This is a genomic window from Pedobacter hiemivivus (assembly GCF_005144565.1).
GTDB lineage: Bacteria > Bacteroidota > Bacteroidia > Sphingobacteriales > Sphingobacteriaceae > Pedobacter > Pedobacter hiemivivus.
Window position 1 is genome coordinate 48,729 of sequence record NZ_SWDX01000011.1, and the last position, 14,622, is coordinate 63,350.

Annotated in this window: 10 protein-coding genes; all 10 read left to right on the forward strand. The window is 39.8% G+C overall.

What is annotated here, in order from left to right:
- Positions 1–50: 50 nt before the first annotated feature.
- Positions 51–671: an RNA polymerase sigma factor gene (locus tag FBD94_RS22025; RefSeq protein ID WP_136881805.1), complete on the forward strand. Its 621-nt coding sequence runs from the start codon at positions 51–53 to the stop codon at positions 669–671.
- A gap of 93 nt (positions 672–764) precedes the next feature.
- Positions 765–1,985, forward strand: coding sequence for a FecR family protein (locus tag FBD94_RS22030; RefSeq protein WP_136881806.1), 1,221 nt, complete (start codon positions 765–767; stop codon positions 1,983–1,985).
- A 280-nt stretch (positions 1,986–2,265) separates the two neighbouring features.
- A complete protein-coding gene (locus tag FBD94_RS22035; RefSeq protein WP_169472385.1) occupies positions 2,266–5,781 on the forward strand; it encodes a SusC/RagA family TonB-linked outer membrane protein in 3,516 nt (1,171 codons plus the stop codon).
- A gap of 18 nt (positions 5,782–5,799) precedes the next feature.
- The gene (locus FBD94_RS22040) at positions 5,800–7,143 is read left to right on the forward strand and encodes a RagB/SusD family nutrient uptake outer membrane protein (RefSeq protein WP_136881808.1); all 1,344 of its coding nucleotides are present in this window, start codon (positions 5,800–5,802) and stop codon (positions 7,141–7,143) included.
- A 154-nt stretch (positions 7,144–7,297) separates the two neighbouring features.
- Positions 7,298–9,340, forward strand: a complete 2,043-nt coding sequence (gene uvrB / locus FBD94_RS22045; RefSeq protein WP_131609395.1) for an excinuclease ABC subunit UvrB — start codon at positions 7,298–7,300, stop codon at positions 9,338–9,340.
- Between the two features lie 9 nt (positions 9,341–9,349).
- On the forward strand, positions 9,350–9,550 hold the full coding sequence (locus tag FBD94_RS22050; protein WP_090777975.1) for a YwbE family protein: 201 nt from the start codon (positions 9,350–9,352) through the stop codon (positions 9,548–9,550).
- 92 nt (positions 9,551–9,642) lie between these two features.
- Positions 9,643–9,891 (forward strand): DUF4834 domain-containing protein, encoded by a 249-nt coding sequence (locus FBD94_RS22055; RefSeq protein WP_136881809.1) that lies wholly within the window; start codon positions 9,643–9,645, stop codon positions 9,889–9,891.
- A gap of 107 nt (positions 9,892–9,998) precedes the next feature.
- Positions 9,999–12,494: a YfhO family protein gene (locus FBD94_RS22060; protein ID WP_136881810.1), complete on the forward strand. Its 2,496-nt coding sequence runs from the start codon at positions 9,999–10,001 to the stop codon at positions 12,492–12,494.
- Between the two features lie 256 nt (positions 12,495–12,750).
- Positions 12,751–13,605 (forward strand): UDP-2,3-diacylglucosamine diphosphatase, encoded by an 855-nt coding sequence (locus FBD94_RS22065; RefSeq protein ID WP_136881811.1) that lies wholly within the window; start codon positions 12,751–12,753, stop codon positions 13,603–13,605.
- A 29-nt stretch (positions 13,606–13,634) separates the two neighbouring features.
- Positions 13,635–14,621: a glycosyltransferase family protein gene (locus tag FBD94_RS22070; protein ID WP_136881812.1), complete on the forward strand. Its 987-nt coding sequence runs from the start codon at positions 13,635–13,637 to the stop codon at positions 14,619–14,621.
- Position 14,622 lies beyond the last annotated feature (1 nt).

Here is a 14,622-nt window from a genome sequence, read left to right on the forward strand (position 1 = left end):
TTAACATTATCTTTGATATTCAGCATTGTATTTATAGTTAGAGATTAGAATTGCCACTTACACCAATATACGGCGGGCCTGAAGGACTGCAAGGAGAAGAAATAGTTGAGGACAGAAAACTACTGAAGGCTACAGCTAAAGGGGATCACCTTGCTTTTTCCGCTTTGTTTGAAGCCAAGTATTCCAATCTTTATACGTTTGCTTTTAAACTTACGCGATCTAAGGTATTGGCGGAGGAAATTATTCAGGATGTGTTTTTAAATATCTGGCTAAACCGGGCGTCTTTAGAAACAATTGTAAATTTTGACGCCTATATCAATAGAATTACCCGCAACCTATCTTTCAATGCTTTGCGAAATATTGCAAAGGATAAGGTGTTGGATAGTTTGGAGGCCGATGAGAATTTTCCGGATCATACCACCGAGCAGTCATTGGCCTATAAGGATACGCTGCAGCTGATGCAGGATGCTATTGCCAAATTGCCCCCTCAGCAACAATCGGTATACAGGCTTTGTCACAAAGAAGGACTTACCTATGAACAGGCTGCAATCAGACTTAATATTGCGCCTTCCACTGTTCATTCGCACATGAAGGCAGCACTCGGCGGTTTAAGGAAACATCTAAAAAAAATGGGAATCCCCATTGTTGTGGTGACGCTGTTGGTGTCGTAAAATTTATTTTCAATTAGACTCCCCCGAGCCCTATTTTTTCGTGTCAATGTATATGCAGACGGTCTATAACGGACTAAATAATGCTTATTGGCTATGATGAATCAAAGACTTCCGTACCTGTTAAATCAGTATTTAAATAAGAGTTGTTCTGAAACTGAGTTGGCAGAATTTTATGCCTTGGTTAATGACCCTGCCAATGAATTGGAGTTTAGTGATCTGTTGGCAGAGGCAGTCCGCAATACAGGACCTGAATACCAATTAAATTCATCAGAAAAGGAGAATCTGTTACAGCACGTATTCAATCATGAAGTGGATGTTGAATCCGCTGTGGTTACGCCAATAATAAGGAAGCGTAACTGGAGCAGATTAACCGCTGTTGCCGCCTTGTTGCTAACGGTTAGCGCGATTGGTCTTTATTTTTTCAATAACAAAAACCTATCAGAAAATCAGCAAGCACAAAATACCAGCACAGACGAACAACCTGTAATTACTCCCGGTGGGAATAAGGCTGTTTTAACTTTAGACAATGGTACTGTTATCAACTTGGAAGACGCAAAGAACGGTCAGCTTGCCAATGAGGCTGGTACTCTGGTCATAAAAACTCAAAGCGGCCAATTGGTCTATAACAATAAACAAGAAGGTACGACCAAGGCAGCGCCTGGGCATATGAATACCTTAACCACTCCGAGAGGAGGTCAATATCAAGTGAATTTGCCGGATGGCACCAAAGTATGGCTAAACGCCGCTTCTTCCCTTAAGTTCCCATCAACCTTCTCTGGTTTAACCAAAAGAAAAGTTGAATTAAGCGGCGAAGCTTACTTTGAAGTAGCCAAGATTAATGCACCGAAAAAACTGCCTTTTATTGTCGTTAGTGGCAAGCAGGAGGTAGAAGTATTGGGTACGCATTTTAACATTAATGCATATGCCGATGAGGCAAATACAAAGACTACTTTGCTGGAAGGGGTTGTAAAAGTTAGCCAAGCCGGTAAAAGCCATAATGTGATCTTAAAACCGGGCCAGGAGGCTGTATTAACTGCTGATGATTTTGTCGTTCAGCAAGCTGATCTGGAAAAAAGCATAGACTGGAAAAGTAACAAGTTCATTTTCAAGAATGAAAGTTTGGAAGGCATCATGAGAAAAATTTCACGCTGGTACGATGTAGAAGTCGTATATGCTGGTAGCGTGCCTAAACAAGAAACCTTTAGCGGTACATTATCCCGGTTTGATCGGGTAGAGAAAGTACTACGTCGACTTGAAATGACCGGAGTGGTGGGTTTTAAAATTAAAGATCGAAGAATAACCGTATTAAAATAAATCATTAACCATATCAACAAAAACCAACACACAAAATGAATAGACATTTACTATAATCCTGAAATCAAAAAGGGTACTATAAAAAAAGCCGGAACGTGTTCTCAGCACGATCCGGTTAAAATGATGAGTTAACCCCTTTCCGGTAATGCACCGGAAGAAAAAATTGTAACCATTTCTGGCATTAACCCAACTAAACAAAACTATGAAATTAAATGCTTTTAACCTAGGCATGCCACAGTCCCGGCTGCCTCAAAAACTCCCGTTCATCATAAATCTAGCAATGAGCAGATTTAGTGAGACTGGGAAAAGAAAACTACTTATGCGCGTTAAATTAGTCGTATTGATCATGACCACCTGCCTGTTACAGGTTGCTGCTGCTGGTTTTGCCCAGAAACTTACTTATAAGCAGAAAGGTGCAACATTGGAGCAGATATTTAAAGAGATCACCAAACAAACGGGTTATGAGGTGTTTTATGCTGATAAAAGCATCAATGCAGCAAGAACCATCAATGTTGACTTTAAAAATGCTGATTTGAATGAGGTCCTGGATAAATGCTTATTGAAACAGCCTTTATCTTATGCTATTGAAGACAATAGTATTGTGATCCGGATCAAACAAAAGACCTTTTTTGATAAGGTAATAGATTTTATTGCTGCTGTAGAGGTAAAAGGGAGAGTCCTGGATGAAAAAGGCTTGCCTTTACCTGGAGCGACTGTAAAAACAAAAGACGGCAGTAAAACCACGCAAACCAACGGAAACGGAGAGTTTCAATTGGCAAGTGTTGATGAAAATGCCGTATTGGTGATCAATTATCTGGGCTATAAAACCATGGAAATTACTGTGAATGAGTTGAAAGCTAATCCTTCAATTAAAATGGAGGTTAAGGCTGGAGAGTTGGATGAAGTGAGCGTAATGGTAAGTACAGGTTATCAGACGCTTCCAAAAGAACGTGCTACAGGTTCATTTACGCATATTAGTAATGAAAAGCTTAATGAGCAGGTTGGAAAGAATATACTCAACCGCTTAAATGGAGTTGCGAATAGCATTTCTTTTGATAACGGTGTTGGACGTCCTAGTTTTACTGTTCGTGGTTTAAGCAGTATCAAAGGAAACCAAGCGCCATTAGTTATTTTAGATAACTTTCCTTATGAGGGAGATTTTAATAATATCAATCCGAACGATGTGGAAAGCGTTAGTATTTTGAAGGATGCACAAGCATCTTCAATTTGGGGCGCAAGAGCCGGTAATGGTGTGATTGTTATTGTCACAAAAAAGGGGACATTAAATAAGCCCTTAGCAATCAATTTCAATTCCAATATTACGTTTACTGGAAAGCCAAATCTTTTTGATTACAATTTAGCGAGTGCCAGTGATTATATTGATGTAGAGCAGTTTTTGTTCTCGAAAGGCAGATATACTGTGCAGGAGAGCAACAAAGATAAGCCTGGATTATCTGAAGTTATAGAAACGTTAATTGCGCAAAGAGATAATAAAATTACAGCATCGGTAGCTAAAGCTCGTATTGATGCACTTAGAGGTAATGATGTTAGAAATGATGCTGCTAAGTATTTATATAATAATGCTGTAGATCAACAGTATGCAATTGCTTTTCAAGGTGGTTCCGCAACTAACGCTTATAACCTGTCAGCAGGTTACGACCATGGGTTATCTGTGCTTTCTGCTAAAAGTGATCGTATAAATCTGCGAGCTTCAAATACTTTTAAGCCTGCTGATAATTTGCAGATTATTACTTCCTTATATTATACAAATAGTAATTCTAAATCTGGAAAACCGGCCTATCAACCTGGGGATATCGGTTTTCCAATTTATCCTTATACTCAGTTAAAGGATGGAAATGGAAATGATGTCCCGATTGATGTGTACCGTAAATCTTATACTGAAGGGGTGGGTATGGACCGACTAAAGGACTGGAAGTATTATCCTTTAGAGGATTATAAATCAGATCGAACAACTTCTAACTTACAAAGTATTTTGGCTAATGCAGGCTTAAATTATGAATTTGTAAAGGGTTTGAGTTTGGATTTGAAGTATCAGTATGAAAATCAGCAAGTCAAATCCAAAACGCTTCACGAAGAGAATAGTTTTTTTACCAGAAATGCAATTAACAGAGGGCGTTATTTAGAAAATACATCTCCAGGTTCGGAGCTTAAATATGCTGTTCCTGAGGGTAGTATTTTGCTTAATGATATTTCCAGCATTATTTCTCAAAATGCACGCGCCCAATTGAATTTAAACAAAACATTTGGAGATCATTCGATTGTAGCTATTGGCGGTGTAGAGGTACGGTCAACAGCAGGGAAATCCAACTCAAATTTGATTTATGGATATTATGATGATATTCTTAAAACGGGACTTGTAAACTATGATGTTAAGCGTAAAGATTTTATAACGGGAATCGATAAAAATATCCCGGATGGAATACGCTTAAGAGAGACAATGAATAATTACGTTTCAGTATTCGGAAATGCGGCTTACACTTACAAAGGTAAATACACAGTTTCTGGAAGTGCACGTAAGGATCAATCTAATATTTTTGGGGTGAAGACGAATAATAAAGGTGTACCATTATGGTCGGCAGGAGCATCATGGAATCTTTCCGAGGAGTCCTTTTATAACGTTTCCTTTCTCCCTTATTTAAGATTAAGGACTACTTATGGTGCAAGCGGAAATCTGGATCCCAGACAGGCCGCTGTTACTTCCCTGGTAGGATCAAGTTCGGGTGCTTTTTACACCAATTTGCCACAATCATTCGTATATAATTATCCAAATCCTGAATTGCGTTGGGAGAAAGCAAAGATGTTTAACATCGGTGCAGATTTCGAACTGATTAACAATGTGCTCTCTGGTAGTATTGAGTATTATCATAAAAGAGGAAATGATCTTTTTGGATTGGCGGAAATGGATTATACCACTACAGGTGTAAAAGTGATGACGAAGAATGTGGCCGATATGAAAGGAAATGGTATTGATGTAGAGTTGAGTAGTAAAATTTTAAATCGTGGGATAAAATGGTTCCAAAATTTCAATTTTAGCTATAATACTAACGAAGTGACTAAATATTATAACAGGAGTATTATTGGTAGTGATTTTGTAAATAATGGTACAAATACAGCTACGCCAATGGTTGGTCAGCCGGTCTATACCGTTATTTCCCAACGCTGGGCTGGTTTGGATCCGCTAACTGGAGAGCCTCAAGGTTATTTAAATGGGACGGTTTCTAAAGATTATGCGGCTTTAAAAGGGATTCAAAATCCGATAGAAAACATGGTGTTCAGTGGCTCGGCTATGCCCACTGTATTTGGTAATTTCACCAATACGGTGAGCTGGAAAGAATTGACGCTTAGTGTAAATGTTACTTATAAAATGGGCTACTATTTTAAAAGATCATCGGTAGATTATACCGAGATCAATAAATTTGGTGGTAAAAATTTACATGCTGATTATGCGAATAGATGGCAAAAGACAGGTGATGAAAAAAACACCAACGTTCCTTCTTTTATCTACCCAAATAACGAAAATAGAAACAGTTTTTATAATTCATCAGAAGTTTTGGTTAGTAAGGGCGATCATATTCGCCTACAATTTGTTAATCTGGCTTATAGTTTAAAAAAGAGCCAGCTGGTAAAACTTCCTGTTAAGGAGTTGCAGTTTTATGCCAATGCCAGTAACCTGGGCATATTGTGGAAAGCCAACAAGTTTGATCTCGATCCGGATTATAACAATGTTATTCGCCCGCGTGCAAGTTATGCACTTGGTTTCCGTGCAAATTTTTAACCCTTAAACCTCGAAAAAATGAAAAGAGCTAATTTATATATCTTGCTACTTGCAGGGGCAAGTCTATTCCCTTCCTGCAAAAAGTTTCTGGATGAGAAACCAGATAAACAATTGTTGATACCTACTACTCCTGAAGAATATCAGACTTTAATGGACGCTAATTTTGAGATGAATTTAGCGACGGCAATGTCCGGGATTATGAGTTCGGATGATTATTACCAGACTACGGCAGATTTCAATGGGCTAAGTCTTTTTAATAGAAATTTATATACTTGGGCAGACAATAGTATGTCTGAAGAGCAGGGTGGGAACGATTGGAGCACCAGTTATAGTCAGATTTACAATGCGAATATTGTAATTGAGGGTATAGAGGGCATAGCGAGAACTGCTAGCAATAAGGATAAATGGGATAATGTAAAAGGAACTGCCTTGTTTTTTAGAGGGCGTGTTTTTCTGGAGGCGGCCCTGATATGGGCTAAGGCTTATGAGCCTGCTACTGCAGAAACTGACCCAGGGGTTCCATTAACAAGGACGACCAATTTTAATATAAAAACAACCAGGCCAAATGTAAAAGAGACTTATGATCAGATTTTGAAGGATTTGAAGGCATCTCTACCATTACTTCCTAGACTGGCGGCTCATGTAATGCGTCCTTCTAAGGCAGCTGCGTATGCTTATTTGTCGAGAACTTACCTTGCGATGCGTGATTATCCGACTGCAGGTAAATATGCCGATTCCGCTTTACAGATTAATAATAAGTTGGTTGATTATGCAACGTTGGATTCATTCTACCCATGGCCAATGGAGGGGTATAATAGCCCTGAAATGATTATGTTCTTTCAAACAGATGTTTCATTAACATTTAGAATAGCTAAGGAGTTTTTTGATGCTTATTCAGATGATGATTATCGTAAAGATCTATTCTTCGAAGAGCTTAGAAATGGTACTGTCGGATTTAGAGGAAGCTATACTGGCGATTACTCCTACTTTACAGGAGTAGCAACGGATGAATTGTATTTAACCCGCGCGGAGTGTTATGCTCGAGTTGATAATGCAACCGCCGCGATGAAAGATCTGAATACACTATTAAAAAAACGTATTTATGGGTTTACCGATTTAACTGTCGCTGATTCTAAAGCAGCACTTAAAATGATTCTGGAAGAGCGTAGAAAAGAATTGATCTTGAGAGGTACCCGTTGGATGGACTTAAAGCGCTTAAACAAAGAACCTGAATTCCGGATAACCCTAAAAAGGGATGTTGCCGGAAAAGTTTATGAGCTGCTTCCAGACCATCCGAAGTATGCATTGCCGATTCCAAATAGAATCGTTGAGCTAGCTGGCATACCTCAAAACATCCGCTAGTTTTTAACATTAAAATATAAATATCTCCCTATGATATGCTCCCCTTTGGACGATTGTCCAGGGGAGTTTTTTTATGCCCAAAATAAATTATCCTTATATTTGATAGTTCCAGGTTCTTCAGAACAGGAGTGCCTGTCTTAAATATACTTTACGGATGAAATTTAATATTGTTTCCGATTACAGTCCCACTGGAGACCAGCCAACTGCCATTAAACAGCTAGTTGAAGGTGTAAATAGCGATGAGCATTATCAGACATTATTAGGCGTAACAGGTTCCGGAAAAACGTTTACCATTGCCAACGTTATTCAGGAAACCCAAAAACCAACACTAATTCTGAGTCACAATAAAACCCTTGCTGCCCAACTTTATGGAGAGTTTAAACAATTCTTCCCCGAAAATGCAGTGAACTATTTTGTATCCTACTACGATTATTATCAGCCTGAGGCCTTTATTGCCAGCAGCAACACTTATATAGAGAAGGATTTAAGTATCAATGAGGAAATAGAAAAATTAAGGCTGCGGACTACATCTGCTCTGATGTCTGGTCGCAGGGATATTATTGTTGTATCTTCTATCTCCTGTATCTATGGTATGGGTAATCCCGAAGATTTTTCAAGATCAGTATTCCGCTTTTCTGTAGGGACAAGGATTTCCAGAAACTCTTTTTTACATAGCCTTGTAGAGATTTTATACGCACGTACCACCAATGATTTTAAACGAGGAACGTTTAGGGTCAAAGGAGATACAGTAGATATTTTTCCAGCATACCTGGATAGCGCTTACCGCGTTTCTTTTTTCGGTGATGATATTGAAGAGCTAACGGTGATCGATCCGGTGACGGGGAAAACACTGGAAAAGCTGGAAGATATGGCCATTTACCCAGCCAATTTGTTTGTTACCCCTAAGGATAGGTTTACTTCATCCATCTGGGGGATACAAGAAGAACTGGAAGTTCGCAAAAACCAATTGATTGGCGACAGGCATATGCTGGAAGCAAAAAGGCTGGAAGAGCGTGTGAATTTCGATATCGAGATGATGAAAGAATTGGGTTATTGCTCAGGTATTGAGAACTACTCCAGATTCTTCGATGGCAGATCGCCCGGTATGCGTCCCTTCTGTTTGCTGGATTATTTTCCAGATGATTATCTAATGGTGATTGATGAAAGCCATGTTACCGTGCCTCAAATTAGAGCTATGTACGGTGGCGATAGATCGCGGAAGTTGTCGCTGGTTGAATACGGTTTCCGTCTGCCTTCGGCATTAGACAATAGACCCCTGAATTTTGATGAATTTGAAGCCCTGGCACCACAAACAATTTATGTGAGTGCAACGCCGGCAGACTATGAATTGCAAAAATCGGAAGGTGTCGTTATCGAGCAGGTGATTAGGCCTACAGGATTGCTAGATCCTTTAATTGAGGTGCGTCCGGCCATTAACCAGGTTGATGATTTGCTGGATGAAATTGACAAGACCATTAAAATGGGCGACCGGATATTGGTCACCACCCTAACTAAGCGGATGGCCGAAGAGTTGACCAAGTACATGGATCGACTGAATATTAAAGTTCGTTACATTCACTCTGAAGTGAAAACACTAGAACGGGTAGAGATTTTGCGCGGCCTACGTTTGGGCGAGTTTGATGTGTTGATCGGAATTAACCTGTTAAGAGAAGGATTAGACTTGCCGGAGGTGTCCCTTGTTGCTATTTTAGATGCGGATAAAGAAGGTTTTCTTCGTTCAGATCGTGCCCTGATTCAAACCATTGGTAGGGCCGCCAGAAATGATAGAGGAAGGGTAATTATGTATGCCGATAAGATGACCGATTCCATGTCCCGTACCATAGAGGAAACCAATAGACGTAGAGAGAAACAAGTTGCTTACAACCTTGAACACGGTATTACACCTAAAACTGTGGGTAAAAGTAGGGAAGCGATACTCGAACAAACTTCGGTGCTCGATTTCTCTTCGGGGGAGACGAGACGTGCCAAAGCCTATGTTGAAGTAGATGAAGTGAGCATGGCCGCTGATCCGATCGTACAATATATGACTAAAGCCGAAATGCAGAAGTCAATTGATAAAACGCGTAAGGACATGAGTAAAGCGGCAAAAGATATGGACTTTTTATTGGCTGCCCGTTTACGGGATGAAATGTTTGCCATGGAAAAAATGTTTGAAGAAAGATTTGCTAAGTCGTAGCTTTGTATAATGGACGGAAAGAGCAGACAGGATATATATCCAGGGTTAGAAGTGGACATTATCCTTAAAAAGGACCAGAGAAGCGGAAAATTAACAAGAGGCATAGTTGCAAATTTGCTTACTTCGGCATCATTTCACTCACGTGGCATTAAGGTGAGGCTGGAAGATGGACAAATAGGCAGGGTAGCCGCTATTGTGGATGACAATTAAGCCCATGGTATTGTAATTGCTATGCAATAAACAGAACGGTGCTGTAATATTAAGATTTCAACTCCGTCTATTATAAAAGTTAAAATAAGAAAATGGGAATTATAAAATTCATATTAATCACTTTACTAATACTTTACATCATCCGCGTTATCATTCGTTTGGTATTTCCTTTGGTGTTGAGGAACTTGTTTAGCAAGGTTCAGCGGCAGGCTGAGAAGCAGGCAAGACAACAGAATGCCAAACCAGAAGGATCAATCTCCATTGATTATATGCCACCAAAAGATAAGACCGGGAAATCCGATAATCTTGGAGATTTTGTAGATTACGAAGAGGTAAAATAGCCGCGCTTTACTCCGCTAAATATTTTTTTTAAAAAAATTCTCGTACGCTGATAAAAATAAATCATTTTATCTAAGTTTGGGGTTAGTTTAATCTTAAACAAACCTTAATGAATAACTGGTTAAAAGCGAATGGCATTCATCTGGCCATATTTGGATTTTTTGTAATCATCTGTTTCGTCTATTTCAGTCCTGTCTTCCAAGGCAAGGTTCCCTTTCAAAGTGATGTAGTGGCTGCTAAGGCCATGCAAAAGGAGATCATGGAGTACAAGGATAAAGACGGTAAGGCTCCTTTATGGACCAATCAAATGTTTGGTGGAATGCCAGCTTATCAGATTTGGACTCAGTATGCTTACAATGGAGCTACCTACGGAATCAGATTTATAACAAGCACGCTGCCGAGTCCGGTCGGTACGGTTTTACTGCTGTTAACCGGAGCTTATTTCTTATTCATCGTATTAAAAGCAAATCCATGGCTTGCCGCCGCAGGTGCAATCGCATTTGCCTTTACACTATATAATTTTGTGCTCATAGGTGCCGGACACAACAATAAGGCCCTTGCAATTGGATTTTTTGCGCCCATCATAGCAGGGTTTATCCTGACCTTACGTGGACGATATTGGGTTGGGGGCTCGCTGACCGCTTTGTTCCTCGCCTTATTGGTTAGGGCCAATCACATACAGATGGCTTATTATCTGTTCCTATCTGTCCTTATTTTTATGGGAATCGAAATTTACCATGCCTATAAAGCAAAAACACTTCCTGCATTAGGCAAGGCTATCGGAGTGCTAGCGGGCGCATTGCTTGTCGCTGTGATGGTAAATGCAAGTGTATTGTGGACTACAGCTGAATATGCTGCAGAAACCAATAGGGGTAAACCTAACCTAACAGCTCCGGCTGCAGGTGGTACTGATAACAATGCCAAGGCAAAAGAATATGCTTTTGGCTGGAGTCAGGGCGTTGGTGAAAGTTTTACCTTTTTAATCCCTGACTTATATGGTGGGGCGACCAGCATAAATGAATTAGTTAAGCCTGAAAGCCATATGTACAAGGCTATATCAGAGGTTACAGGTGGTGATCCTAACCAAACTACCCAGGCTATTCAGCAATTGGCACAAAGTTTAAATATGCAGCAGTATTGGGGCGAAAAACCTGGGACTTCTGGTGGATATTACTTCGGGGCCATTATGTGCTTCCTCTTTGTATTCGGATTATTTATCGTAAGGAGCCACTTAAAGTGGTGGATATTGGCTACAACAGTGTTGTTCATCCTATTGTCTTTCGGTAAAAACTTCCCGATGTTGTCAAACTTGTTCTTCGATTATTTCCCATTGTACAACAAGTTCAGAGCCGTTGAATCTATTTTAGCTGTAGTTGGATTGATGGTGCCATTACTAGCTATACTTGCTTTGAAAGAGGTACAGGACGGTAAGATTGATCAAAAAATATTAATTAAAAAATTACAATGGTCTGCTGGTATTACAGGTGGCTTTGCCTTAATCGTGGCGATAGCACCGACTTTGTTTTTCAGTTTTACTACAGAAAACCATCAGCAGATGGTGCAGGCATTAACGCAGAGTTTGCAAAATAATGCTGCGCTGGCACATAAAATTGCCAATGCATTGATCGAGGACAGAATCTCTATAGCTCGTGCAGATGCGATTCGTTCATTCATTTTTATCGCAGTTGGTTTTGTGTTGGTTTGGGCATTCATTACGAAGAAAATGAATATGCAACTGGCATTTGGTTTATTGACCTTAGCCGTGTTGATCGATATGTGGCAAGTGGATCGTCGTTATTTGAACAATGCCAATTTTTCAAGCAAAAGTGATTTAGCCAATCATTATCAAGCAAGAGATGTAGATACGTTTATTGCTGCTGATAAAGATCCTGATTTTAGAGTATTAGACCTTACCATTAATACTTTCTCTGATGCGAGTGCCTCAGCATTCCATAAAACAATTGGTGGATATCATGCGGCTAAATTAAAACGCTACCAGGAGTTAATTGATCACCAGTTTTCTAAAAGCATCAATCAGGATGTGTTGGATATGTTAAATACCAAGTACATCATCACTCAGGATCAGCAGAACGGTTCTTACAAAATGCAGCGTAATGCTACTGCTGCGGGACATGCCTGGATTGTACCACATGTTCAGTTTGCAAAAGATGCTGATGAGGAAATGAAAGCAATTAGCAGTTTCGACCCGAAGCAAGAAGCGATTGTTGACGTGAAGTATAAAAACATGATTGATGAGAAGCGTTTAGGCCCAGGTGCCGGCGCACTGATTAAACAGGAGAGTTACAACCCAGATCACCTTGTGTATACTTATAGTGCGCCTACAGACGTTATCGCGGTGTTCTCTGAGATCTATTATGATAAAGGATGGAACATGTATGTGGATGGTGTGAAGAAGCCTTATTTTAGAGCAGATTACGTGTTACGTGCAGCACAACTTGAAGCTGGTAACCACAAAGTAGAATTTAAGTTTGAGCCAGTAGCTTACTATACAGGAGAGTGGATCTCATTAATTGGATCAATTTTATTGGTTGCAGGTTTAGGCTATGCATTTTATACGGAAAACAAAAAGAAAAAAGCTGCTTAGGAGAGCGCGTGTATTATAACGCGTCCGTCATTCTGAACTTATTTCAGAATCACTCCTGAGGTGTTTTTGAATAATTGGTGCGAGATTCTGAAATAAGTTCAGAATGACGGACGTAGAAAAAAGAGGTTGTATCATCGATAAAAAAAGATGATGCAACCTCTTTTTTATGTGGTTTTGAAGGATTTAACGATAACTTAACGCCTTGTTAATTTGACGCTTGCATCTTTGTAAAGTAGAAAAGTATTGCTTGAAAAGAATGACGCCAAAAAGAGAAGTTGATATCGCCGTAATCTCTGATGTACATTTAGGTACTTACGGTTGCCATGCTAAGGAATTGTTGAAATACCTTAAAAGTATTAAACCCAAAATGCTGGTTTTAAATGGCGACATCATCGATATCTGGCAGTTTAGCAAAAGATACTGGCCCGAAACCCACATGAAAGTCGTTAGGAAGCTAATGAAATTTGTGGTAGAAGGCGTGCCTGTTTATTACCTTACGGGTAACCATGACGAGCTGCTGCGGAAATTCGCAGATATGCATATGGGAACATTTCACTTGCAAAATAAACTGGTAGTAGAGTTAGATGGCAAAAAAGCCTGGTTTTTTCATGGTGATATATTTGATGTCACCATGCAGCATTCCAAATGGCTGGCCAAGTTAGGAGCGGTGGGCTATGATACACTCATCCTAATTAATAGTATGGTAAATTGGTGTCTGGTGCTTATGGGACGAGAAAAAATGAGTTTCTCTAAACGGATTAAGGCAAAGTTTAAAGACGCGGTAAAGTTTATCAATGGTTTTGAAAATACAGCGGCCGAGCTGGCTGCGGAAAAGGGATATGAATACGTAGTTTGTGGACACATTCATCAGCCTGAAATGAGAACAATCGCTACGGAGAATGGCGAGGTAACTTATTTGAATAGTGGTGATTGGGTGGAAAACCTTACTGCACTTGAGTATTATGATAACTCCTGGAAGATCTTTAAATACGAACAGGAAAACTTTCAAAAGGATGAGGTAGAAGAAGGAGAATTGTCTGACGGGGATGACCTACATAGCAAACTCAATATCAATATCCTATTGCAAAAGATTAAATTAGAAATTGCCTAAAGCCTAAAAATTACAGATATTCGGTGCGGATGAAGATACTTTATGCCATACAAGGTACAGGCAATGGCCACGTTAGTCGCGCAAGGGAGATTGTGCCCCTATTACAACAATATGGCGATGTGGATCTATTGATTAGCGGGACACAGGCAGATGTGAAATTGACCCAGGAAGTAAAGTATCAGCTGCATGGCTTTAGTTTTATTTTTGGAAAAAAAGGCGGTGTAAATCATTACGAAACCTGGAAGTCTATGGATCTGCCGCAATTTGTAAAAGATATGCGCCAGATACCCCTTAAAGATTATAATCTGATCCTTAATGATTTTGAGCCGGTAACCGCATGGGCCTGTAAAACCAAAGGGATAGAAAGTGTTGGCCTTAGTCATCAGGCATCTTTTCAATCCCGCAGAGTTCCAAAACCTAAAAGTATTGATTGGGCACAGTTGGTGATGAAATATTATGCTCCAGCTACACATTATGTAGGTTTTCATTTTGACAGGTATGATGATTTTATTCACACACCAGTCATCAGAGCAGAGATCAGAAATATGCTGACCACCAATCTGGGCCATTATACAGTATACTTACCTGCAATAGATGATCAGTCTCTGGTTCCATTGCTAAAGCAAATTCCACATGTCAACTGGGAAGTGTTTTCTAAACATTGCAAGCAGAGTTATGTAGATGGGAATGTAAATGTTAGCCCAATAAACAACGAATTGTTTAATAAAAGTCTCGCTTCTTGTGAAGGATTATTTACAGGCGGTGGATTTGAAGGGCCCGCAGAAGCACTTTTCCTGGGAAAGAAATTGTTGGTTGCACCAATGAAATTTCAGTACGAACAACAGTGCAATGCTTACGCCCTTAAACAATTTGGTCTGCCCGTAATTTGGGCCAGCAATAAGAATTGGCTGCCAATAATTAAAGATTGGGTAAACCGGCCGCAGGAACATCAGTTTGATTTTCCAGATGAAACGGCAGCCGTAATTGATAAAGTTGTCAAGCAGTTTGCCAGATAAT

What these genes read in the sequence shown, in the direction of transcription:
- FBD94_RS22030 (WP_136881806.1), top strand. Translation starts at nt 765, where the DNA reads ATGATGAATCAAAGACTTCCGTACCTGTTAAATCAGTATTTAAATAAG.
- FBD94_RS22035 (WP_169472385.1), top strand. Translation starts at nt 2,266, where the DNA reads ATGAGCAGATTTAGTGAGACTGGGAAAAGAAAACTACTTATGCGCGTT.
- FBD94_RS22040 (WP_136881808.1), top strand. Translation starts at nt 5,800, where the DNA reads ATGAAAAGAGCTAATTTATATATCTTGCTACTTGCAGGGGCAAGTCTA.
- uvrB (WP_131609395.1), top strand. Translation starts at nt 7,298, where the DNA reads ATGAAATTTAATATTGTTTCCGATTACAGTCCCACTGGAGACCAGCCA.
- FBD94_RS22050 (WP_090777975.1), top strand. Translation starts at nt 9,350, where the DNA reads ATGGACGGAAAGAGCAGACAGGATATATATCCAGGGTTAGAAGTGGAC.
- FBD94_RS22055 (WP_136881809.1), top strand. Translation starts at nt 9,643, where the DNA reads ATGGGAATTATAAAATTCATATTAATCACTTTACTAATACTTTACATC.
- FBD94_RS22060 (WP_136881810.1), top strand. Translation starts at nt 9,999, where the DNA reads ATGAATAACTGGTTAAAAGCGAATGGCATTCATCTGGCCATATTTGGA.
- FBD94_RS22065 (WP_136881811.1), top strand. Translation starts at nt 12,751, where the DNA reads ATGACGCCAAAAAGAGAAGTTGATATCGCCGTAATCTCTGATGTACAT.
- FBD94_RS22070 (WP_136881812.1), top strand. Translation starts at nt 13,635, where the DNA reads ATGAAGATACTTTATGCCATACAAGGTACAGGCAATGGCCACGTTAGT.